This window comes from Sphingobacterium anhuiense (assembly GCF_042686355.1).
GTDB lineage: Bacteria > Bacteroidota > Bacteroidia > Sphingobacteriales > Sphingobacteriaceae > Sphingobacterium > Sphingobacterium anhuiense.
The window spans coordinates 149,880-174,856 of record NZ_JBHUPE010000005.1 but is presented as its reverse complement, the minus strand read 5'-3'; the positions used below and the strand labels follow the sequence as shown (position 1 = coordinate 174,856).

At 36.9% G+C, this 24,977-nt stretch carries 18 protein-coding genes and 2 tRNA genes; 11 read left to right on the top strand and 9 right to left on the bottom strand.

Annotated elements, in window-relative coordinates:
* Positions 1-73 precede the first annotated feature (73 nt).
* The 5 genes from ACFS6I_RS12865 to ACFS6I_RS12845 form a co-directional block, all read right to left on the bottom strand.
* Positions 74-811 carry a RagB/SusD family nutrient uptake outer membrane protein gene (locus tag ACFS6I_RS12865; protein WP_380921123.1) on the bottom strand — a complete coding sequence of 246 codons (738 nt, stop codon included), beginning with the start codon at positions 809-811 and terminating at the stop codon, positions 74-76.
* A gap of 9 nt (positions 812-820) precedes the next feature.
* Complete coding sequence (locus tag ACFS6I_RS12860) at positions 821-4,114, bottom strand: SusC/RagA family TonB-linked outer membrane protein (RefSeq protein ID WP_380921121.1); 3,294 nt, start codon at positions 4,112-4,114, stop codon at positions 821-823.
* A 78-nt stretch (positions 4,115-4,192) separates the two neighbouring features.
* Positions 4,193-5,266, bottom strand: a complete 1,074-nt coding sequence (locus ACFS6I_RS12855; RefSeq protein WP_380921119.1) for a FecR family protein — start codon at positions 5,264-5,266, stop codon at positions 4,193-4,195.
* Between the two features lie 62 nt (positions 5,267-5,328).
* The gene (locus ACFS6I_RS12850; protein WP_380921117.1) at positions 5,329-5,595 is read right to left on the bottom strand and encodes a sigma-70 family RNA polymerase sigma factor; all 267 of its coding nucleotides are present in this window, start codon (positions 5,593-5,595) and stop codon (positions 5,329-5,331) included.
* Between the two features lie 12 nt (positions 5,596-5,607).
* On the bottom strand, positions 5,608-5,928 hold the full coding sequence (locus tag ACFS6I_RS12845; RefSeq protein WP_380921115.1) for an RNA polymerase sigma factor: 321 nt from the start codon (positions 5,926-5,928) through the stop codon (positions 5,608-5,610).
* Positions 5,929-6,199: 271 nt separating this feature from the next.
* Here ACFS6I_RS12845 and ACFS6I_RS12840 point away from each other — a divergent pair, with 271 nt between their 5' ends.
* The 7 genes from ACFS6I_RS12840 (at position 6,200) to ACFS6I_RS12810 (ending at position 13,524) form a co-directional block, all read left to right on the top strand.
* A complete protein-coding gene (locus ACFS6I_RS12840) occupies positions 6,200-6,766 on the top strand; it encodes a hypothetical protein (protein WP_380921113.1) in 567 nt (188 codons plus the stop codon).
* A 771-nt stretch (positions 6,767-7,537) separates the two neighbouring features.
* A tRNA-Leu gene (locus ACFS6I_RS12835) sits at positions 7,538-7,619 on the top strand.
* A gap of 315 nt (positions 7,620-7,934) precedes the next feature.
* Positions 7,935-8,861 carry an AraC family transcriptional regulator gene (locus tag ACFS6I_RS12830; RefSeq protein ID WP_380921111.1) on the top strand — a complete coding sequence of 309 codons (927 nt, stop codon included), beginning with the start codon at positions 7,935-7,937 and terminating at the stop codon, positions 8,859-8,861.
* 21 nt (positions 8,862-8,882) lie between these two features.
* Positions 8,883-9,929 (top strand): NAD(P)-dependent alcohol dehydrogenase, encoded by a 1,047-nt coding sequence (locus ACFS6I_RS12825; RefSeq protein ID WP_380921109.1) that lies wholly within the window; start codon positions 8,883-8,885, stop codon positions 9,927-9,929.
* A gap of 229 nt (positions 9,930-10,158) precedes the next feature.
* On the top strand, positions 10,159-10,740 hold the full coding sequence (locus ACFS6I_RS12820; protein ID WP_380921107.1) for a YdeI/OmpD-associated family protein: 582 nt from the start codon (positions 10,159-10,161) through the stop codon (positions 10,738-10,740).
* Between the two features lie 914 nt (positions 10,741-11,654).
* Positions 11,655-13,154: a PAS domain-containing sensor histidine kinase gene (locus ACFS6I_RS12815; RefSeq protein ID WP_380921105.1), complete on the top strand. Its 1,500-nt coding sequence runs from the start codon at positions 11,655-11,657 to the stop codon at positions 13,152-13,154.
* Positions 13,155-13,158: 4 nt separating this feature from the next.
* Entirely contained in the window at positions 13,159-13,524 is a 366-nt protein-coding gene (locus ACFS6I_RS12810) for a response regulator (RefSeq protein WP_132845051.1), read from the top strand.
* A gap of 283 nt (positions 13,525-13,807) precedes the next feature.
* On the opposite strand, the gene ACFS6I_RS12805 is transcribed toward ACFS6I_RS12810, so the two are convergent.
* On the bottom strand, positions 13,808-14,953 hold the full coding sequence (locus ACFS6I_RS12805; RefSeq protein ID WP_380921103.1) for a multidrug effflux MFS transporter: 1,146 nt from the start codon (positions 14,951-14,953) through the stop codon (positions 13,808-13,810).
* 87 nt (positions 14,954-15,040) lie between these two features.
* Between ACFS6I_RS12805 and ACFS6I_RS12800 the strand changes: the two genes are divergently transcribed.
* Positions 15,041-15,805 (top strand): AraC family transcriptional regulator, encoded by a 765-nt coding sequence (locus ACFS6I_RS12800; protein ID WP_380921101.1) that lies wholly within the window; start codon positions 15,041-15,043, stop codon positions 15,803-15,805.
* Positions 15,806-16,111: 306 nt separating this feature from the next.
* Entirely contained in the window at positions 16,112-16,942 is an 831-nt protein-coding gene (locus tag ACFS6I_RS12795; RefSeq protein WP_380921099.1) for a hypothetical protein, read from the top strand.
* A 126-nt stretch (positions 16,943-17,068) separates the two neighbouring features.
* Here ACFS6I_RS12795 and ACFS6I_RS12790 read toward each other — a convergent pair whose 3' ends face one another.
* Together ACFS6I_RS12790 and ACFS6I_RS12785 are read right to left on the bottom strand one after the other, a co-directional pair.
* On the bottom strand, positions 17,069-18,553 hold the full coding sequence (locus ACFS6I_RS12790; RefSeq protein WP_380921097.1) for a RagB/SusD family nutrient uptake outer membrane protein: 1,485 nt from the start codon (positions 18,551-18,553) through the stop codon (positions 17,069-17,071).
* Between the two features lie 37 nt (positions 18,554-18,590).
* A complete protein-coding gene (locus tag ACFS6I_RS12785) occupies positions 18,591-21,701 on the bottom strand; it encodes a SusC/RagA family TonB-linked outer membrane protein (RefSeq protein WP_380921095.1) in 3,111 nt (1,036 codons plus the stop codon).
* Between the two features lie 487 nt (positions 21,702-22,188).
* On the opposite strand from ACFS6I_RS12785, the gene ACFS6I_RS12780 reads away from it, so the two are divergent.
* A tRNA-Ala gene (locus ACFS6I_RS12780) sits at positions 22,189-22,261 on the top strand.
* 505 nt (positions 22,262-22,766) lie between these two features.
* Positions 22,767-23,948, top strand: a complete 1,182-nt coding sequence (locus ACFS6I_RS12775; RefSeq protein WP_380921093.1) for a glycosyltransferase — start codon at positions 22,767-22,769, stop codon at positions 23,946-23,948.
* 75 nt (positions 23,949-24,023) lie between these two features.
* On the opposite strand, the gene ACFS6I_RS12770 is transcribed toward ACFS6I_RS12775, so the two are convergent.
* Complete coding sequence (locus tag ACFS6I_RS12770) at positions 24,024-24,818, bottom strand: HAEPLYID family protein (RefSeq protein ID WP_380921092.1); 795 nt, start codon at positions 24,816-24,818, stop codon at positions 24,024-24,026.
* Positions 24,819-24,977 lie beyond the last annotated feature (159 nt).

The window sequence follows — 24,977 nt, the reverse complement described above, 5'->3', positions numbered from 1 at the left end:
TGTTTTCTAAATTTTCACTAAAAAATAAGGATCCATAATCCTGATTGGGTTTTCCTGTTTGATGAATACTAAATCATCCTTCACGCATAATTTGCTCACTTAATTGCTGTGCTTTGGTCAAAAAATCATTTGCAGAAACTTTTAAATCCAACTCCTTGTGATACTTACGGTAAGTGCCTTCATAGAGCGCAAAACGACTATACTCTTGCAGTACAACCCACTTATTAACTGTCCCCAATTTGATTCTGGGCTCTACATTTTTTGCAGCAAACTCAAAGTCTTCCATAATTTTTTCGACAACAGTAGCGCGAGGATCGCGTTTCGCAAACAGATACTCTGTATCGCCCACCTCCAATGCTTTATCCACCCAAGGTACATCAGAAAACCGTTGTACTTTTTCGACATAAAATCTGGCACGGAAATATCTGCCCAGACCTTCATAATGTGCCTTCTCACTCGCACTGATTTGTGCTTTCTGCATATGCTGCAGAAAGAAGTTCACCTTACGAAGTTGGTCCCAGTTCCAGCCACCTGAAATAGTTGCTGCAGATGCATTTCCGGCCATAAGGGTTTTGATTTCCACATTCCCGGTCGTACTTGCATTGTCACTGGTAGCGTCTGCCTGATAAATGCCTAATCCAGAAAAATTATACAAGCCTGTAATGTACAGTTCCAGATCGGTGGCGGTATTAAAAAAGTTTTCATTATTGATTGCCGTTTCTGGAACACGATCCAGATATTGATCATTACAGCCTCCTAAAAGTGAAAGCCCCGAAAACACAAAAGCTAATTTTATATATTTATTTATCATGATATTCGATTAAAAAGTTAATTGGACACCAGCAGAAAAACTGCGTTGAAAAGGATAAGTAAGTCCATTGCCGACACGATCTGAACCCGCGGTAGGATTGGTGTAGGTATTTTCATTAAGGGTTTCAGGATCAAAATAGCGTTTTACAGCAGACCATTCGAGGATGTTTTCACCACTCACATATACCCGAAGCTGACGGATCTTGGCTCTTGAAGTAAAAGATTTAGGTAAAGTATAACCGATCGTTAAATTCTTGAGTCGCAAATAAGCGGCATTCAGTAAATAATTTGTTTGTGGAATCGCTAGTCCCTGTGCCTGATCGATACGTGTCCCTAAATTACGGTCGGCCAGCCATGACTGCAATATGGGATAAGCGGCATCGAGGTTTTGATCTGCAAGTCCTAGATTGAGGTATGCTTGAGAATGTTTTGCGCGATCGATCTCCGAATCACTTTCAGGGCGGTAGAAATCAAGCAAATGGCCATAAAAATTTCCGTAAGGCTGCTGATAGGTACCCCAGTATAGGTAATCTAAAGGGTAATAATCACGTTTGCCGATGCCCTGGAAAAATGCGCGTAGGTCAAGACCTTTCCAATCTGCTGATAGGTCTACCCCAAATTGATAACGGGGCGTGGAGTTTCCGATGATTTTAAGATCTTTTGTGTCGCCCAGGGTATATCCCTTCTCTATCTTACCGTTATTATCCTGATCAACATAGGTCGGCCACCCCGGTACAATGGATAACGCTCCCCAAGGAATGATGGAAGTCTGGTCAAGCTTGGCAATCTCTGCCTGATCTTTGAAAAGACCATTATTCTCCAATCCCCAGATTTCACCTAACTGCATGCCATCATAATATTGTAAAATACTTTTATTGGGATTGTCAAAACGGGTGATCTTAGACTGCGAATCTGACAACAGCAGTTTAGCATTAAAGTGCAATGGCGAATTACCCACTTCAAAACGTTCCTGAAAATTAAGCGTCAACTCCCACCCATTAGTTCTGAGATCAGCAGCATTTTCCCGTGGTTCTGCAGCTCCCAGTATATTTGGAAGGTCTTTACCGAGCGTCAGCATACCCAATGTGCTTCTTGAATAATAATCAAAACTCGCTGAAAATTTATTTTTAAGCACAGCGACATCTAAGCCGACATTGACAGTATTGACTTTCTCCCAGGTATAATTGGGTGATACCAAGGAAGGGACCTGAATATAGATACCTCGCTCGCTACCAAGCAAGTAATCTGAATCTTTTTTCTCCATAGAAGGAAGATAACCATAGTTGGATACAGACTGATTACCAAGTTGTCCGTATGACGCTCTCACCTTTAATAAATCAATACCTGATAGTGATGACATGAAATTTTCACGGTCTAATCGCCAGGCAACAGAACCGGAAGGGAAGAAACCAAAACGCTTACTTTTTGGAAAACGAGAAGATCCATCATATCGGCCGTTGAATTCTACGATGTACTTATCGTCGTAGGTGTAGTTTAACCGATAGAATGCACCGCGCAATGCATAGGTATCAATAGCCTCTCCCATTCTCATGGTTCCTGTAGCAAATTGGATCGTAGGGAATGATTCAGAAATCAATCCCGAACGCTCGGCATTAATAAGCTCATAACGATAGTCTTCCTGATTAAAGCCGACCACAGCATTTACCTGATGCTTGTTAAAAGACTGCATATAGGTACCGTATATATTATAGACGTTGTAATAGGAGAAGCCAGCCTCGCGGAAAGCCCCCGTAGTTCCTTCTTTGCGCACATCGTCAGGTCCATATCCGATCTGATATTGTGTCGTATACCAGTTTCTATTCAGTGAATTGCGCTGAAAAGTGTAATCTGCATTCAGTTTAAACTTGTTGCCAAAAAAACGAAGTTCTGTATTAAAAGTAGACTGTACATCCAAACGCTTTTGATCACTTTTACCGCCATCCACCATCCGTGCGGCGATATTTCCGGCTGCAGCATTAGCCCATGTGCCATCAGGGTTCTTATCGTAGCTTGTTGGAAAAATATTATAGATATCGGCCAAATTCATTTGTGAAGGTTCAAGTCGTCGCGTACTACCAATCACGGTATTATTGCCGAATGATATAAAATCTGAAAGTCGATAGTTTACTTTTGATCGCAGATTGTACCGGTCAAAATAATCTTCTGTAAGTTTAACGGGTGAATTTTGGCGATTGTAACTTCCGCTGATGTAATACTGTACTTTTTCATTGGATCCGGAGATGGACAGGTCGTGTGAATGGGTTGAATTCCAATCTGAAAGGAAGTAACGTGTCCAGTCCCGATTGCCCATATATTCCCAAGCTTTGGCATCTGATGGATTGATCCGCACTCCGGGAATAGAAGGATTGTCAGAGCGCTCTCTTGCATATTGGTAAAATTGATCGGAGTAATTCACATTATCCCAAGGGGTATTATCAGTAGAGGTTTCCAATAATCTGGAAAACACATATGGATCCGTTATTTTATCAGGCATAACAGTTGGCGTATTCCAAGTAAAATTATTTGAATAACTTACTTTAACATCACCCTTACCCGTTTTAGTGGTGATGATTAGAACACCAAAAGATGCCCGCGCGCCATATATTGCCGCAGCAGAAGCATCCTTAATCACGGTAAATGATTCGATGTCCTGTGGGGCAATACGAATCAGTTCAGCCGCCGAAACAGGTACGTTGTCTACTAAAATAAGTGGATCTCCACCATTGATGGACGTGATACCGCGAATGTTAATATTGGGCACAGCACCAGGTGCTCCTGAATTAAACTGTATGTTTAAATTTGGTGCTATACCCTGAAGTCCCTGTGCGGCATTTGAAATCGGACGGCTTTCCAGTACTTTTCCACTGATGTAATCTACAGCACCGGAAAGATTGGTTTTTTTCTGGGTACCATAACCGATGACGACAACTTCATCCATGTTATTTGAAGCAGTATCTGTCAATTGAAAAACAACACTTGAGCGCTTGCCCGAAGTGACGATGTATTGGCAATCTTCTTTCGGTTGTAATCCGGTATAAGTTACTAAAATACAATAATTGCTGTCTACGGGCAGATTATTGAACACCGCTTTTCCTTGCTGATCAGCTTGGCCGGATCGCTTCAAATTATTCACTTTATTCTTTACAGTTACGGTAGCATTGGCCAGACCTTTTGCCTTCGCGTCCTGCACGATAACAACAAGTTCTCCACGCTCCTGGGAAAAGCCCATTTCGCCAAAAGCAATAGCTAATAGCAGTAATAAAGCCCTGCTGGAAGGCATTTTCATAGTTAAAGATATTCGCATATTTTTCATTAATAATTGTGCATAATATGTCCAGGCTCCCTCTTTTTCGTAGGGTGCTGCTGGTTATTTTTTATTTTTTTACTGGCTTACTTTTGTAATCGCATAGGTATTGGTTGCAGCATTAAACGTCATCTCTAAATCATTGGCAAAGCAGATTGTCTGTAAGATCTGTGCGATATCATCATCTTTTGTATAAGTACCATAAAATGAAAGCCCTGAAACTTCTTTTGAAGAAAAGCGAATCGTTGTATGGTATAATGATGCTAAGGCAGGCAAGACTTCTTCTAAAGGTTTATGATGAAAAGTCAGCGTATCGATGACTGCTGCTTCCACTATTCGCTCCTCTACTTCCGGATGACGATCGCGCTGTCTAGCCGGTGCTACCGTTTCTTTCCACGACTGCCCAGGAGTCAAAAATGCAAGTAAGCGTACTGCGCCATCTGCTGTTTTCTCTTTGATGGAAACCCGTCCGGTCACCAGGCGTATTTTGGGTTTTGCACTTTTATTGTCCTGCACAACCCAGAAAGAGGTTCCTAGCGCTGTTGTTAGAATATTGCTTGCTAGAACAGTAAATGGACGTTCATGATCGTGGGCCACTTCAAAAAATGCTTTTCCCTGCAATTGAATTGCACGGCAGTCATCCGGAAAGGGTTGCGTCCAAGTCATCGTCGAATTGGCCAAAAGATGAACGCGAGTACCATCTTCCAATACCACTAAACTATCCTTAGACACCGTACAAACCTTCTTGATTGCCTTTATCAAAGATGGCATGATTGTGCTGTATTCAACTTTCTGCGGTTCATGAATACGATCTCGGTCTACTAGATACCAGCCCAAAGAAAGACAACAAAGCAAGACTGCTGCCACCTGTCCCAAAAGTTGCCAGGAATGACCAACCTTTTTGGCGTCTACCTCCCGCAGGAGTAAACGAGAATCAATCTGTTCTTTCATTTTATGATAGGATTGGTTCATATCAATCTGCTCTTCGTTCGAAAGATCCAATTCGCGCATCCACTTCATTAAGTGTCCACGCTCTAGATCAGTAAGCCGTCCCTCCGAATATTTATTGATCAACTCTTCCAGTTCTCTTTTTCTATCTTGCATACACCCTATAGTTGCGATAACCAAGAGATCGTACCATGCAAAATGCATGAAGTTTATGTTAAGTTTATTTTAAATAAAAGGACAGATCTGTAACAGTACAACAAACCCGATTAGAAGAACAATAATAATGAAACCGACAAATAGACCATCGGATTTAACTGTTGCTGTTGCATATGTGTGCGCACAAGTGTCAATGCTTTGCTTAATTGGTTTTTAACAGTCTGAAGTGATATCCCTAATTGTTCTGCGATTTCAAGATTACTGAGACTACGCTGATATTTCAAATTAAAGACGACACGCATGCGATCTGGCATATCTTCTATAGACTGTTCGATGGCAACTAAAACATGGGTATAGTTTTCTTCGTAGCCATTCACAGTGAATATTTCTTACAAACCGTCATGTATTAATAACTTGTATTGGTCAATATGTTTTTCATGGATCCCTTGCTTTCTAAAATGCTGAAAGAGTTTATGATATAAGGCCGAAATGAGGTATGCCCGTAATCCGGTATGAATGGTAATGGTGTGCCGTCTTTGCCAAAGGTCCACAAAAAGATCTTGCACGATATCCATGCTCAAATCAACATCTCCTATTTTCTTAATGGCAATACGAAGAAGCAGGTTCCAATAATGGTCATAAATCTCGTTAAAAGCACTGTAATCAGCATCAACAAGGCGTTTTAATAGAATTTCGTCTATTGTTTTCACAGGTATACTCTTTAGATCAAAGGTGTTTCATCTGTAGCAAATATCTCGCTTTAATATAAATTGAGTATTAAGGATAGGTGAAAAATTTATGAACCTCAAAATCGCTCACCGATATTTTCTAAGTGCTAAATATACTGCCAAAATCAAGCTTATTTTTTGTACTTTTATAGAATTCAAAATAAATTACTGTTATGAATGAAACTGTAATATCTCATACAGCAATCAGCAGTAAAGCCATAAAATAAGATTGTAAACGCGATCAACAATGTATATGAAAAAAGCCCTATTCTTCGTCCTTGCGTATTTCGTTATCAGCGTATCGAATGCTCAGGAATCAAATTCAAAAGCTTTTATACAAGCTTTTAAAACACATTTAGGTAATTATTATGAAGGAACTATTATTGCTGGCGGAAAGGAAGGTGACGGGTTTACCGGCAAACGCTTGTTGATGCAGGTAATGCGCTATAGTGACAGTGAAGTCAAGGTTCCCTTCTTTGTAGGGGACGACAAATCACGTACCTGGATCTTCTCCTTGAACAATAATCTTGTAGCGTTAAAACATGATCATAGAAAGCCAGATGGAAATCCAGACAATATCACTTTTTATGGCGGGACCGCTACCAACGAAGGAACAGCTGAGATGCAGCTATTTCCTGCTGATGCAGCAACCGAAGAACTAATCGACTACGCTGCTTTTAATGTCTGGTGGGTAACAATTAATGAAACTAAGTTTTCTTACAACCTCAGGCGAATAGGTTCTGAACGGGTTTTTTCAGTCGAATTTGATCTGACAAAACCGATCTCATCTGATTTTAAACCTTGGGATAATGCTAAGTAAAGCATCATCCTTACTTTAAAACTCTTTTGATTTTATGCAATTCATGCAAAAGATACAGTACTAATATTTGATCGACGCCTTTTATTAATTCCATGCTAGAAGGATATTTTGTGACCACAAATATCGATGTTCAATAATATTTAAAGAAAATGAACTCAACAAGGATCACGTTAATCCCTGTTGAGGTGAATTCAACTGTACCATTATGAACATACAATTGAAATTTCATTTAATAATCAAAAAAGTAATATGCACTACCAATCGATGGTCCTATTGTCACCATCAGCAAAGCATAAACATAGCTCAATTATTTCTGCGGTAAAGATTAACATTAAATAAATAATCAAAGAAAAAAGATATTTCACATCGCTATCACACTTTCACAAAAACCTATAAATGAATATATTAAAATAAAAATTAGGATATTTAAACCCATTTACCAAGATTCTTAACCCGCTAATAGTAGCTGTTTTCTATATAAAACAGCTTTATAAAAAAAACAATATTGATACAGAACATTAAATGAATCTAGTTTTCGATTAATTTGGGTGCTTTGGGGAGCAAAAGCTTCAAAATAAAATCATATTTTCAAAGCTTGATGTTTATTATCATCAAGCTAAAATAGAATTGTAAACAACAAAAAAATGAATTTGCTAAAAAAATATTCTGCTCATAAACAGCATCATCTGTATCGGCCATAACGAATAAGAGCAGAATACTTGCAAAGTATAGGTTTCGTTTTTATATTTGCGACATCAAAGAAATCCTAATGCGGAAGTGGCGTAATTGGTAGCCGCACCAGACTTAGGATCTGGCGCCGCAAGGCGTGGGGGTTCGAGTCCCTTCTTCCGCACTTGATATCCTTCTGAACTGAATAGTTCAGAAGGATTTTTTTTATACTCCAATCTGAAACATCAAATCCTCCAGCTTTTATTGACCCCAATATTTTGAAGAAATGGGAGTACATACTGATCTCCCCGATAATGAAATAGAGCAACTATCTTAAATATTATTTAAATTAGCTATGGCGCATCTATATTGATTTTCACTTATCAGGATCTTGTTTTGATGTGACCTTTGATTTTCATAAAAAACAGAAAGTAAATCATAATATTTTGAAAAAGACAAGCGGTACATTTGTATTCTATAAAATATTTAATAGCTCATTATGTTGAAAACTTCGGATATCGAAAAGGTAGATTTGCTACGAAACTCAGCGGATTTCTTACCGGTAAGCCATGCTTATTTTGAGAATTGGAATATCCGTGTGGTGAGCCGAAAAGAGGATCCTTGTAAAAATTATTTGTCTCCACATCGCAGGGATTTTTATAAAATATTATATATTTCTAAAGGAACAGGTATTCTTACTATCGGTACACACACATATTACATCGATAGGCCGACAATTATCTTTCTGCATCCGAATGGAATTATCTCCTGGAAGAATCTTTCTGATGATTCTGACGGATATTACGTCTTGTTTAAAAAACGTTATCTGGATGAACAGCCGATCTTAAAGGTTGCAATGGAAAAATATGAACTGTTTAGTAAAATAGAGAAAAATGTCATTCGATTGGGCGAAAATGATCTAGACTCTTTAAATCATTGGTTCGCCATTATGCTTAAACAATATGAAGATCAGGATGGCATGACGGAGGACCGCTTACAAACGTATATGCAAATGGTAATGATTGAAAGTTTACAAGTTGCTAATTTTCCAAAACCTGATATTGTAAGTGAAGAATATAGACAGATCCACGATTTTTTTCAATTATTGGAAGCTGAGGCTTCGGATATCAATAGGCATAATCCGGTGCGTATTAAAACCGCTAAAGAATTTGCGAACTCGCTCGCTATACATCCTAATTACTTAAATGCGATATTAAAAAAGTATACGGGGCAAAATGTGAGTACGCACATTAAAAATCGTTTGCTGGAAGAGAGCAAAGCTTTATTGATACAATCTGACTGGAGTTTACAAGAGATAGGGTTTAGCATCGGTTTTGCAGATCAATCAAATTTCAATCAATTTTTTAAGAAAAATATAGGCTTAACTCCGCAAGCGTTTAGAAAAAGCTATCAAATAAAACATTAATTTATATAAAAAACAGAATCTATGATTACAACGAAAGGATATGCGGCTCAGCAGGCTGGTGCTGAGCTTGCCGAATGGAATTTTGAACGTCGTGAACTGGGGCCTAAAGACGTACAATTTGATATTTTATTTTGTGGGGTTTGTCACTCGGATCTACATCAGATTAATAATGATTGGTTTGAAGGTTTATTTCCCATGGTACCGGGGCATGAAATCGTAGGTAAGGTTGTCCAAATAGGAGCTGAAGTCACGAAATTCAAAATCGGGGATTTAGCAGGAACAGGATGTATGGTAGACTCTTGTAGAGATTGTGAAAATTGCAAGGATGGATTGGAGCAGTATTGTAAAAATGGTAACGTACAAACATACAATGGTGTAAATCCATACACGGATGGTATGCCTACTTATGGTGGTTATTCTAAAACAATTGTCGTTAACGAAGATTTTGTTCTACATGTGTCTGATAAGTTAGATTTAGCTGCAATAGCCCCTTTATTATGCGCTGGCATAACTACGTATTCTCCCCTACGCCACTGGAAAGTGGGAAAAGGTCACAAAGTGGCTATTTTAGGATTAGGTGGCTTAGGCCATATGGGAGTGAAATTTGCTGTGGCATTTGGTGCTGATGTTACGGTGCTCAGTACTTCACCTAAAAAAGAAGCTGATGCTAAAAAATTAGGTGCCCACCATTTTGTTGTAACAACAGATCCTCAACAGTTTGAAGCGGCTAAAGGAACATTTGATTTTATATTAGATACCGTCAGTGCAGAACATGATATCGCATCATATTTGTCTCTCCTACGCACAAATGGAACTCATATTTGTGTTGGAATTCCTGCAGTTCCTTCTCAAATACCACCATTTGCACTACTGGATGGACGTAAAAGTCTAGCCGGCTCAGGTATAGGCGGTATTAAAGAAACGCAGGAAATGTTAGATTTCTGTGCTGAACATAATATTGTATCAGATATTGAACTGATTGATATTAAAGATATTCATGAAGCGTATAAGCGGATGGAAAAAGGTGATGTTCGGTACCGTTTTGTCATTAATATGGCAACGCTATAATCAATAGCAGATACTGCTTTACCTACATAAACTGTACCTCTTATGAAACAACTCTTGCTGATTTATAATGTATTAATCAGCAAGAGTTTTAGGTATAAACAATGCGACTAATCATCATTTTTTCTATTTTTCAAATAAAATGCAACTGTACAATTAAGTTTATGTTTACATTTAAGGTATAATAAGTCGCTCGATATTGGAGCAATAGAACCTGAAACAATCGTTTTAAATGATGATGCAAGAAATAGAAATATTTTATCCCGCTGATAGTAGCGCCTGGCGCGAATGGTTAATGGAAAACCATCAGACAAAACAGGCTGTATGGATTGTTTTTCATAAAAAAAGTTCTGAAAAAAAATCGATTACCTGGAGTGAGGCGGTTGATGTTGCACTTTGCTTTGGATGGATTGACAGTAAAAAGATTTCTGTAGACAACGAAACTTCTCATCAATATTTTAGCAAACGTAAACCTAAAAGCACTTGGTCCAAAATTAATAAACAAAAAGTGCTCAATCTTATTGACAGCGGACTGATGCACGATGCTGGTCATAAGAGCATAGAAATCGCAAAAGAAAATGGTTCGTGGATATTACTGGATGAGGTAGAAGAATTAATTATTCCAAAAGATCTGGAAGTCGCATTTGCAACCAAACCTCATGCTAAAGCGTTCTATGTAAGTTTAAGCAAATCGGTCAAGAAAGCTATTTTACAATGGATTGTTCTTGCCAGACAACCGCAGGTGCGACAAAAAAGAATTACTGAAATCGTCGAATCCGCAGAACAAAATTTAAAGCCGAAACACCTTCGATAGAACAGCTATAATTTTTAAAAATATCTGGTTGGATATTCGGAATACTTTCTATGATATACAAAAAGGCACACAAGTAATATGTGTAATTAATTTAGAAAATCCTTAAAATAAAAAATATTTAAAATTATTTGAACTTTTTCTGAAGACAGGTGTTCATCTAGTACAAATCAGTAGTAAACATACTTTTAATTTAGTATAAAACGATAAATGACGTAGTACAGTAATAAAGTCCAATTGTCCCAAAACCATTTGGATGATGAAACAAAAAAGAGGAAACGATAAGAAACATAAAATTACTGTGCAGTTGAACGCCAAGATAAAGGGTCTAATGAAAATTAGGCCCTTTTGATTTTATTCAATTTGTGACAAAGTCCTGGAGATGAACGCTGAACGTAAAAGTTAAACAAGAAGATCGATTTATAAATTACATATAGTAGGGAATTAAATTTCCAACGCAATTAAAACATCATTTTTAAATCATCTTTAACAACGAAATGTAATAAATTCGTATTTCCTTATGGCATGTAAAGAACAATCAAAAAATACCTAGCCTTCACGAATTTCTACGGTTTATAACTACAACACTACGTTATATTCATTCAAAAAATACTGTTTGATCGACAATGCTAATTTGTTATAAATTATCTTTCCATTGGATGGATATAAAAAACTTAATTCACTTATTTTTAACCGTTAAAACCTAAATAAAGTCCACTAAATGATGGTAAGGCATCTTTAAATAAGATGATTATCGGGAAGGTTTAATGCGCCGTAAATGATCCGCTTGTAGAAAATTATAAAATATAAGTTGCTTGTAAAGGCATAGTATTTGTAAAATTGATTCTATAATTAATATATTTTGAAATGAAGTCTACACATCCTGATAAAGACTTCATGTAACGAAAATAAATTTTATGATAAATGAGAATCTCAACATATATCTTCAAGCCTTAAATTCGGCAAACTCGGGTATTATTATCACAGATAATTTGCAGCCCGATAATCCTATCATATATTGTAACAGCGCGTTTGAAAAAATATCTGGCTATAACAAGGATGAAATAATAGGTCACAACTGTCGCTTTTTACAAGCACAAGACAGATCGCAAGCTGAGCGACAACTTATTAAAGAAAGTATAAGAGATGGGAAAGAATGTAGGGTTGAAATTAGAAACTACCGAAAGAATGGTCAATTGTTCTGGAATGAACTGTTCATATCTCCTGTTAAAAATGATGATGGAATGATCACCCACTTTATCGGAGTACAAAATGATGTAACAGATCGGAAAAAAATAGAGTATGATTTGCGTGAAGAGAAATCATCTGTAGAGGAAAAAATACAGCAACGCACGAAAGAACTGATGGGAAAAGAAGCTTTTTTAGCCAGTATCATTCAAACGGTAAGAGAAAGTTTATTGGTACTCGATTCTAACTATGTTGTTTTAAGTGCCAATAATCATTTCCTAAGTTCATTTAAAGTTACTCAGGAAGAGACTGTCGGGAAAGTACTTTTCGAACTCGGAAACCATCAATGGGACATTGATACTTTAAAAGATCTTTTAACGAAAATATTGCCAACAAATAATCCGGTCACCGATTATGAAGTCGAGCATCATTTTCAACATATTGGAAAAAAAGTGATGCTTCTTAATGCTTATAGAATAGAGTTTGAAGGACAGTACAAGGATAGAATACTCATTGCTATAGAGGATATTACAGATAAAAAAGAGTTGGACCGCAGAAAAGATGATTTTCTTTCTATAGCAAGCCATGAACTGAAGACACCGTTAACGACAATAAAAAGTCTGATACAACTACTTCAGCGTATGGATCCTGCTAAAAACCCAGATCAGTTCACAACCTCTCTTGATAAAGTTTCTATATATATTGAAAAACTAAATAAGCTGATCTCTAAATTACTGGACACATCAAAAATTCATTCCGGCAATATAGAACTACATCTAGAACCTTTTGAAATTGATAAAACTATAAAAGAAGCAATTGAAAACCTATCTGTTGTTAATCCTGAGTATGAGATCTCATTTTCCGGATGTACAAATGCCTCTGTACTTGGTGATGAAATGCAGATTTTACAGGTGTTCAACAACTTAATTTCAAATGCAATCAAGTATGCTCCAGGATCTAAAAATATCGAAGTTTACATCAATACTGTCGGAAATTTTGTAAAAATTTCGGTTAAAGATTTTGGAATGGGTATCAGCCACCAAGATAAGATTAAAATCTTTGAAAGGTTTTTTAGAGCAAGTAATATTCAAAAGAAATATCCCGGATTAGGAATCGGACTATATGTTTCTCATGAAATTATCGTGAATCATAAAGGAACGTTATGGGTAGAGAGTGAAGTTGGCGAAGGATCGACCTTTAATTTTACGTTACCGGTCATAAAAAATTAATGCTATGGATAAGAAAAAGATAATGATTTGTGATGATGATCAAGGAATACTTGATGTGCTCCAGATGTTACTGGAGATTGAAGGGTTTGAGGTTTTGCCACAGATCAATAGTATTCATATTATTAATGAAATTTTAATGCAATCGCCCGATCTGCTATTGCTGGACCTTTGGATGCCCATCTTACCGGGGGATGAGATTTTAAAAATAATTCGGGATAATCCGGAGATAAAAAAGTTACCCGTTCTTGTAATATCGGCAAGCGGGGATGGAAATAAGATTGCCATGGAGGCGGGAGCTGACCGCTTTCTTGCAAAACCTTTTGATCTCAACGAAATCATAGCAGAAGTGAACAATTTATTGTCAAATTAATAGTAAAACCCGCGATGTTAGATATAGGAACATTCACTGGACATGCCAATGAAATGATTTTTAGCTGATGCAGTGATCAATATTCAAAATTTTTTCAGTGAAATTTTCTTTATGTGTATCTGGCTCTTGCCGATAATTCATTTTTTCAGAACCTAAACCGTCATGTACTACATTAACTTACTGACCTAAATGTGTATCTGTAAAAAAGCTATTTTCTTCATAATAATTTATTCACTTGACTAGATCTGATATGGGCTAAAAGTAACTATTTTTTCCAATAGTGCTAATGCGTGCGTGAGGCGGATTTTTTATATGCGCCAGCAAATAATATGGCCAATATAGACGAAATTATAAGAACTAAACCAAAATCTTGAATCCACCCTGATACTGTAAGACCTAAACCGATAAGTATATAATAGAGTAATCCAAAGAGGGCTCCCGCAGTTCCAACAACATCCTTATACTTAATAAGTGCCTGACTTAATATATTGGGTATTGCAATACTAAATGCAATCAGTATGAAAAGCATGGGAAATAAAAACCATAGACTGCCCTGCAATATAAAGGTGCCTACTGCACCGATTATAGAAATCGCCGATGAAATATAAACCAATCGATGTGCAGAAAAATTTAAATGAATAAGTTTTTTATTCAGTACCCCCCCAGCTAATGAACCAATGGCAAGTAAAATGCCACTATATCCAAATTGTGTTGCACTATGCCCTGATTGTTCAAATATAAATGGACCTAAAGAGTAGTAGCTAAATAACATGATGTTGAATAATGCTACTAATAGGGCACTTAACCAAATCATCCGATCACTTAATAATTGTCTCAAAACTGCTCCAATTTTCGGACGGTCTTGTTTAATAGGCGCTTTTGTTTCAGGCAAAAACTTAATAGCATTGATTAACAACAATACCGCAACTAACAAAACTACCATAAATACACCCTGATATCCAAAGCTTTCAGTCATATAACCTCCTGTTATAAAACCGATAATAGGACTTAAAGAGAGCGCAATTCCAATAATAGAAAATACAGAACCTAGGTCTTCTTTTCGATATACATCCCGAAGGATAGTCTGTGTTATAATAGAACCTACGGAAGCTCCAAAAGCAGCGACTACCCGAGCGATTAATATCATATTGAAATCCCTGGTAAATAGTGCCATAACAGCTCCAATTGCATAAGAAAATAGTCCCCAGATCATAGCACTTCTTCTCCCTATTATATCGGATAATATGCCCCAAAAGATTACACCAAATGCGAAAGCAATAAAGTAAAATGATAGGGTTAACGACGCCTGCTGATTGCTTACCTGAAAAGCTTGTGCGATACCGGGTAATGCAGGGCTATAAATTGTTTCGACAAATTGTGGAAACATAATCAAGATGATTAATAGCATTAAATTTGGTTTATTTTTCATTTTTCACTTTAATTATTTTGCAAAATAACACATGATTTATCGTACCTTGTTATTGGTATTAAGACAAAAAATATCAATAACAAGACAATGACATATATAGCTAAAGATGATTACTTTGATCCCGACCAAATAGATGCTGCTGTAATTGGTATTGCGTCAGAATTGAATGCTCATGATTCAGGAAACCACAAACACCAAAAAGCGCAACTATTATATGCTCCAAGCGGATGCATGTCAATACGTACACACAGTACGCAGAGTTTATTACCACCTACAATGGCAGCATGGATTCCACCAAATGTATTACATAGCGTTACGATTAGAAATACAGTCGCTTATCGTTCTATATATTTTGATCCCAACAAGTTCAAAAACCTACCTGATGAATTAATAATCATGAATATAAGTCCTTTATTAAAAGAAGTTATTGAACGTATATCGCATTGGCCCTGGGATATGCACTGGAGCAATCAGAAAAATATAACAGCTGTTTTTTTTGAAGAATTTCAGCACGCATCTCGTGAAAACTTAACCTTAGTAGAGCCATCGGATTCCAGATTTCAACCCTATATAGACCAATGGAATATAGGGAAGTCGAAACCTCCGATAATGAAGAAATTTGCGTTAGAAATCGGGATAACTGAAAAAACAATTGGACGCATTTTTATGAAAGAAACAGGCATGTCTTATCAAGACTGGAGGCAACAATGGAGGCTGCATCGATCAATAGAATTATTAACCAATGGTAGAAATGTTAACGAAACAGCTGATGAGCTGGATTTCTCAAGTTCTAGTGCCTTTATAGAATTCTTTAAAAAATTTTTACGAAAAACACCTAGTCAATATTTGTAATCTAAAGGTATACTATACGATCAAACAAATTTTAGATTTCACATTTAGCTCATACTAAAAACACTAACAATCTAAGTTTTTTTTGATTTAATCACTACAGTAACTGCAACAGTTTATTTCATTAGAAAAAATATTCTTCAAATAACTGAAATAGTAATAAAAGCTAAAAGAGAACCACTATTTTCAAGAAAACTTCCTTCAACTAAAAACCAATTCTAATGGATATTTGTTAATCCCCAGGGCCAGCTTATGGTGTAAAATCTACGATAGAAAACTTTAATCTGGTAAAATTAATCTAACATAACTATGAAACGCATTCTAAAATTTACAATTTATCTCTTCACTTTACTGATATGCGCCACCACAACTATTGCACAGCAAAAAGAAGATGTCATCTATCTGATGGACGGTGGACAGAAAAAAGGAAAAGTCATCACGATTGGGGACGAAATCATCAAGTTTTCTTATACTGGTGAAGAGTTACAATACGAACTTAAAAAATCTTTAATTGATAAAATTGTATTTGCCAATGGAAGAGAAGAATCCTTTAGGTCAGCTGGTAATGCCAGCAGTACAGTAAATGCAACAGCATTACAAGCTAGCGCTATACAGGGCGGGAACAGACTTGCTGTTATTCCATTTGAAATTGCCAGTAATGACCAAGGTCTTACCACCGATGTGATGAGACGAGAAGTACAGCAGGCCTGTGTCGACGCTTTGAGGTCACGATCACTTTCTATTCAAGTCCAAGATGCAAGGACGACAAATGCTACTTTAGCTAAAAATAATATTAACCTGGCTGAAATTGCCAATCATACACCGGAGGAATTAGCTAAACTATTTGGCGTAGATTATGTTATATTAGGGGTTTATGATATTGAAAATAAAGGAACATTCAGCTATGGTTCTGGGGTAGCATCTTATGATGACAAGAAAAAAGATAATAAAACAAAGGGTACTGTGGTTCAATCAAATAACAGCTATACCAGTACAAATTATGATACAAAAGTTTTAATGACTATTTATGATGCGACTGGAAGGCAACTGTTTTCGGACACAAGAAAACCTTTTCTTGGCGGAGTCGATTCTTATAAAGGAGCATTAAAAACATTAGCCAAACGAGTACCTCTAAAATAATTATAGTTGACTGAAAGTATATAATAGTATGTAATCAGAAAGATTAAAAATGAGCGTGAAATAAGTAATAAAAAAACAGGCCCTTACTACTGTAAAAGGCCTATTTTTATTAAAAAGCAATTCATATTATAAATTAGGATTTCTAACAATTTCTTCGTTTGGAATAGTGAATAGATAATATGGGCTATTAGCGACGAAATTAGATCCATCCGGAAATTTCACTACGCGATGTCCCTGTCCATTAACAAGTTTAGTACCTCCATTTGCTGTTTTGATCGAAACTTGGATTGGTTTACCTGTTTCATCAATAAACAATTTACGCTGTACTTTTCCTTGCGTTCTAATAATATCCGATAAAGCGAAGCCTTCTCCCCAAAGTTCTTTACGTCGTTCTATCAAGATCTCTTCAATTAAGTTTTTCCCTTGGCTCACATCATAAAGTTTTGCTTGACGGGCTGTACGCAATGTGTTTAATGCAGCAATGGCTTTGTCCTGCAACCCTGCGCGCGCATAACCTTCGGCTTCAATCAATACCATCTCGGAAGAACGCATATATACGATATCTCCGATCACATTGGGCTTAAATTTGAATTTTTTATATCTTAAAAACCCTTCACGTCCAGCCAATGGATCCCACTCGAATAAACTGTAGCGCGTATCGCTTTCGTCAAATAAATTCTTAAAGTAAGGATCTGCCATGAAGCTGAAATAATAAGATGCATCCGAGGATACGTCTAAATAATGGAAGGTATAACTAGCATTGCTTTGTTCAGTCGTTTGCTTATGCCCCCATATCCATTCTGAATTTCCAAGATCATTGAACCCTGCCTGATAATCAGCTGCACCCATTAGATTGTAAGTATTTCTTGCTTTTTCTGCAGCCTCTGCTGCTAGCTTCCATTCACCAACCTGCAGATAAGTCCTAGCCAAGAGACCCTGAACAACATTCTGATTGATCTTATATTTCTCGGTACGTGTATATCCCTCAAGAAGTGTTTGACTATCTTTTAAATCACTTAAAATTTGATCGTAAATCTGTTGGAGACTTGCCCGCGGATTTCCTTTAGTCGCTGTCGTACTTGGTTCGGTATAAATTGGTGCAGTCAGCGCATTTTTATCTTTCTGGTAGCTGAACTGATAAAAAAATGCTAGATTTAAATAAGCAAATGCTCGGAGTGCTTTTGCCTGCCCCTTTAACCTATTCTTATCTTCTGTCCTACCTTCAGCGCCATCGACTTTAGCAACAACATTATTGGCGTTATCGATGACTTTATAAAGCAAAGTCCAGAAAGAGTTAATGCGGTAAGATCGGTTATTATTGAGTTCAGAAAACGTATAGGCATCGCGGTACCCGTATTTTGTCGTTAAAGCAACGTCACTCCCCATGGCATCACTGGTACGCAAAATAGCTGAATAGCCTGGATTGGCATACGTGAAAAACGTATCATTGAGGTATTTCCAAGTTCCATTAATAACCGTTTCAACATTCGCGGTCGTTTTATAAATCTCGGACTCAGCGACGGCAGTTGTCGGATTCGTGTCCAAGACATCTTTACAAGATGTACCGAGTAAGGAAACTGCCAAAAGTATATAGGTAGATTTTAATTTCATATTCATACTGTTTTATTTTTATATGATTGCCTAAACATTAAAAAACAAGCTGTAAACCTCCTGAAATGGTACGCATAGCCGGGTACCGGAAATAAGTAGCTCCATTTAATGTCTGCTCCGGATCCATTCCTTGATGTCCATAAAAAGTCAGCAAGTTTTCTGCTGTTGCAAATACGCGTAATTTACCGAGTCCAATTCGTCGGATTAAATCTCCAGGTAAACTATAGCCTAAACTCACATTCTTTAAACGTGCATACGTTGCATCATATAAAAAGCGTGTGGAGGTTGAAGTCCAGTTTAAATTATCTGTCGTCAACTTTGGGACGTTTGTAGCTGTATTTTCTGGTGTCCAATGATTCAACATTTCAACACTCCACGCTCTTCCCACATTATTTCCGGTATGCATCAACTGGATATAATCGTTATCCAATACTTGTCCACCTAAACTGAAGCTGACCAAAGCAGATAAATCAAAATTCTTATAACTAAAGCTATTGCTTACACCACCTATTAAATCAGGCAATGAGCTTCCGGCATCAAAAAATCCAGCTTTAGTATACTCAGATGTTTTTTGATCTGTTTTTTTCCCGTCCTGATCGGCCACATACCATTGAGGTAATCCATTTTCAGGATTTACACCCGCCCATTCCGGCATAAAGAAATCATAGATCGTACCACCAACACGTAATGCACGTGTGCCCGTAATGATATCTTTGTTATTATTTGGCAGTGAGGTGATTTTATTGGTATAATGAGATAGATTCACATCCAAGTTCCATCTGAAGTTTTCAGTCAGTACTGGGATCGTGTGTATATCGATATCGAATCCTCTATTTCGAAGTGATCCAATATTGGCATCATAACCTGAATAACCGCTCGAATAAGGCATCGGCATTGTAAATAACAGATCTTTACTTTGGCGATTAAAATATTCCACACTTAAAGAAACTCGATTTTTAAAAGCAGCAACATCCAAACCCACATTAAAGTTCAAGTTTGTCTCCCATTTCAGATCTGGTGTTGGCAATCGGCTTGTAACCGTTCCGCCTTCACCTAAACTATTGGAAATAGTATATAAGCCTTGGTAAGCATAGTAAGTTCCCAAGTTGTCATTACCCTGGCCTCCATAACTAGCTCTCAAGGTTAACTGATTAAGAACTGAAACATCTTTCAAGAAATTTTCCTGCGCAATTTTCCATGAACCGCCCACTGACCAGAAAGTTCCCCAACGGGTTTCAGGTGCAAAACGGGATGATCCATCGGTACGTAATGAGGTCGAGAAATAATAACGGTTATCATAGTTATATTCGGCACGTCCAAGGAAACTCAATAAGCTGTAATCGACGCTAGATCCTGTAAAATTATTCAATTGCGACGCTGCGACCGGTTCGTAAAATCCTGGAAGTACAAATCCCTGACGACTACCACTCATATTGGAACTGTTGAAATCATAATATTCCTGACCTGCCAATACATTCAAGTGATGTAGGTCAAACTGCTTATCAAACGTTAAAATATTGTTCCAAGTTTGTCCTACTGTTCGTACATTGGATTTGGACACAGATCCTTTTGTATCGACACCAAAACCAACCGTAGGATTGGTATAATTATGGGTATTACTATTGATATAGTCTAGACTATAAGTAGATCGGAATTTCAGATCTTTTGAAAAAACAGCCTCAAGGTAGGCTCTAGCGGCAACATTTTCTCTTCGGATATCATTTTTATCTAAAGGCAGTGAAGCTGCCAGATTGTTCTTTGGAGTAGCGCCACTCGGACGGTAAAGTCCAAAATCATATATTTTATTTCCGTTTTCATCCAGCACATAAGAACCGTCTGCTGCACGCTCGTAGTAAGGATAAAAAGAAGGTACTAAGCGGGAAAAATTGATAATATTAGCGGTGTTGCTATCTTCGGATTGCGGATATTTCTGCTGTGTACTGCTACCTGCTATATTGAGACCTGCATTTAACCAGGATTTCATCTTTCCATCGATATTGGCACGTACATTATACCGTTTGAAACCTGATTCAATTGCAATACCCTGATCATCCAAATAACTCCCGGACATAAAATAGGTATTTTTAGGACCACCGCCACTGAAACTTAAATCTCCTTGTGTACGCACACCTGTACGTTGCAAAACATCGGTCCATGGATCATTCCATAATGCTTTTGCTCCTGGAACTAATTTCCCATCCAGTCCTACCGGCTGCGGAAATGCCGACCCATATGGATTTTTATTCAAATCAGTTATAACACTGTTCGTCGCATTTGTTGCTGCCTGCGCGGCTGTCAAGCCATTTGAAAGGTTTTTATTACGAAGTGCCTCCCAATACATTTGGAAATAATCATCCGTAGATACCTGATCGTAGTCACGAACCGCTCTTCCAGAATAACCTTGGGTAAAATTGAGATTGATCGTCGTATTTTCAGAAGACTTACCACTTTTTGTCGTAATGATAATGACACCATTAGCACCTCTAGATCCATATAAGGCGCTTGAAGCAGCATCTTTCAAAACAGAAACGGATTGAATATCATTGGGATTGATCGAGTTGATATCTCCTGAAAATGGATTTCCGTCCACGACAAATAACGGTGAACTGGAGGCGTTGATAGAACCGATACCGCGGATTCTGATCGCCGCATCGGTACCGGGCTGACCAGAAGATGCGACCGACTGTAAACCGGGTACTTGACCTTCCAAAGCTTTCGAAATACTGGATACCTGTCTATTTTCAATTGCTTTTGCATTGATCGTGCTGACTGAACCGGTAATATTCGCACGCTTAGAAGTACCATAAGCCACTACAACAACCTCATCAAGGTTTTGACTGGTGACCTGCAAAGCGACAGTCAGATTAGAGCCATCGGCTTTTACCCGTTGTGACTCATAACCAATGTAGGAAAACTCAATAGTGGCGTCGGTAACCTGTTGTACAGGAAGTGTAAATTCGCCATTTAAATTGGTTGTTGTTCCCCTAGTCTGTCCAGTGAATACAACATTGACTCCAGCTAGTGCTTTTCCTGTTGTGGCATCTGTAACTTTACCTTGTACATTGCGTTGTTGTGCCTGGAGCTGGCTCACACTTGATACGGTTAATACCGTGGCTACTAATGGAAAAATTTTGTTTGTTAACTGCATGTAATACTGTTTAGAATTTTAATACTGCACTTATAAAGCATATAACATAGACACTATTTTTATTCATATTTATTGAAAATCAATAGTCTACTAATTAGGTAGTCTTTATTATGTGGCAAAAGTAATATTTTTATATATAGATTTAGTAGTCTTTTCTATTAAAATAGAAATTCAATCAGCAAATCACTCATTTTCAAGTAATTATTTTTTAACAAAATTTAACAAGAACATAATAGTCCGAAGTTGAGGCTTTGTGAAATCTCACTTATCAAAAATTTATGGTTAAAAAATAAAGAAAACAGATTATTACCCTCAAATACAATAAATTAACTTATGTAAAATAAACAGTTTTAAATCTGCATAAACTAAAATAGTCTCTTACTCTAGCTATTCTAATAAAAAATACAGAGCTTAATGAAAAAATTAGAACGCCGATGTTTTGAATTTCATATTAAAGTACTATCTTGGTCCTGTCTTACGACATACTGGGGTATTAGCTCATTTGGTAGAGCGCTTCGCTGGCAGTGAAGAGGTGATCGGTTCGATTCCGATATGCTCCACATTAAAAAGGCTTATACATATTTTTATGTATAAGCCTTTTTATTTTTTATAAATAAATTTAATGAATGACCACATTCATTCTTGCTGAATTATCGACCACCTGTAAGCAAATTATATTTAATTATCTATTTCTTGCATGGTAATCTCGCTTTTTACCTCAGAACAAAAGCAAACCAATCCTTATCAGCCAACGCTAAAAACAAGAATATTTCTATGTGCCCGTACAAATACGCACGCTCTACGCTTAGTACTGTAGATAAGTAATAATCTACTTTAACTGACCTAAAAACTACGGTTATGTACATAAAAACAAGTTTTAGGTACATCTTTTGATTCACAATCTGCATAAAATAACGTAGCATTTATTTATATAATATATCATGGAGCATATCGATCAAAAAGCAAAAGAAATGGGCTTAGACAGGGGATACTACTTATTATTGATGGCGATTTTGGATATACCTGTTGAGCAGGAAGAAAATAACATTAATTAGTGGCAGTAATATGAAAAAGATAGTCATTATTAGTACCTGCCCTCCCCAACAATGTGGACTGGCAACCTTCACAAATGATCTGAAGCAAGGAATGGAACTCGATCCAGATGTTACAGTCGACCTTATTGCAGTATGTAAACTGGGTAAAGAGCAATTTGACAGCTCAGTAAGATTTGTTATTGATAAAGATCGAGTGGATAGTTATATTCAAGCCTCGTGCATCATTAATGAAGAATATGACTATTGCATATTACAGCATGAATTTGGAATTTTTGGTGGTGCTGACGGAATTTTCATCAATAACCTGATCAATAACTTAAATATACCATTAATTACGGTTTTTCACACTATAATACAAGATCCAACCTTAAGGAAAAAAGAAATCATGGAATCACTGCTGAAAAAATCAAAGCAGGTCATTTCTCTTTCGCCCAAAGGGTGTACAATTTTGAAAGAGATTTTTCCCAATCAGGATCATCAAAAGATTAAAATGATTCCACATGGGGTTCCTCAGTTTGATTATAATCAAGGGCTAGCGAAACAAAAATTAGGCTTACAGCAACATTTTATGATGATGACCTTCGGCTTAATAAGACGGAGTAAAAATTTGGAATATGCCATTAAATCTTTGGTAGGTCTCAATTTACCAGATTTTAAATACTTTATTGTCGGCAAGACACATCCTCATGTATTGGCAAGTGAAGGGGAATCCTATCGTTATGAATTACAAAATCTGGTCGAACAATTAGAATTACAGGATAAAGTTGTATTTGTAGATGAGTTTTTATCTGATGAGCAGCTTAAAGAATATCTTACAGCATGCGATATTTATGTATCTCCCTATCAACATAAGGAACAATCAAGTAGTGGAACACTATCGTTCGCAGTTGGAGCTGGAACAGCTGTTATTGCTACTCCCTATTGGCACGCTAAGGATTTATTGATCGATGACCGAGGCATACTCACACCTTTCGATGATATAGAAGCGATGCGCGAAAACATCAGTCTTTTATATCATTCCCCAAGATTATTGGCTTGGTATCGGTTCAAAGCGCAAAGTTTTGGAGAACTATCAACATGGAGATTGATGGCAAAAAATTATCTAGAACTGTTGAGCAATCGAACTACTCCCATAAGATCATTGGAGTATTTTGAAAATTACATATCTTTTGATATGAGAAGAGAAGCATAAGAAACCGAAGCCTCAGTATTACAATACTGAGGCTTTTTTAATATATAAAGAAACTATAAAACAAGGCTGGTAGGCTTAAAACTTTGGTTCCCAAATTAATCTGGTCATAAAATCCATTTGAAATTCTTTTGATTTTATCGGAACACCGCATACTAAACCTACTGCAAAATTCGGAGATAATGCGAGCTTCATCTGAGGTCTCATGATATATTCCAAATGACCATGCTCCAAACGCATATCATTTTCAATACCGATATAATGACTTGAATTGGGAACCATATAATGCACGTTTGCATTTAATACAAAATTGGTTTCCATTTCTTTCTTTTTAAAGTGATATTCAAATTCAGGTCCTGTATAAATCAAGGTACTGATCTGATGAAAATTCTTAGCTGCTATAAAGAAGGGTGATGATACAAAACCATCAAAAAGAGGTGTATTTCTTACAGTTGGATTTGATCGGCCAAATTCCATTTCATGCACATACCCGATAGCCAAAGACGTTTGCCTTTTCTCATCCACCAAAAACGTATATTGGGTTCCTAACTTTAAACCTTCTACATGATTGGTTCTTTGCCCTACATTATCTTTTGCAAATAGCACAGGAACTTCAACTTCCAGTCCCAGACGATTGGCAACAGCCCACTCGTATTCAATAAAGGCATTATGCTCGACTTTATTTTTAAAACGACCTGTTCCATACCCCACATTAAATTCTGCTTCGCCTTTTCTAGCGCCTAGATCCCGCATGAGATCTAAGTAAAGCGGTTCTGCGTGCTTTACTTTTGCTGGCTTAGGTATTGTGGTTTCTTGTGCAAATGAAGGGTTGGAAACGAACAGAAAGAATAAAAGTGTATATATAAATTTCATGATATTAATGTTTGAAACAAACTTATAGGCACATTTAGGAAAAACTTAGGAATTCTAATTTTATATGTTCCTCATTGATTTTTTTTTTCACTTATAACAGATTGCTCTTCATAAAATAGATCTCGGAATGATAGGTAAGCTTTTTCACAGCTTAAAACA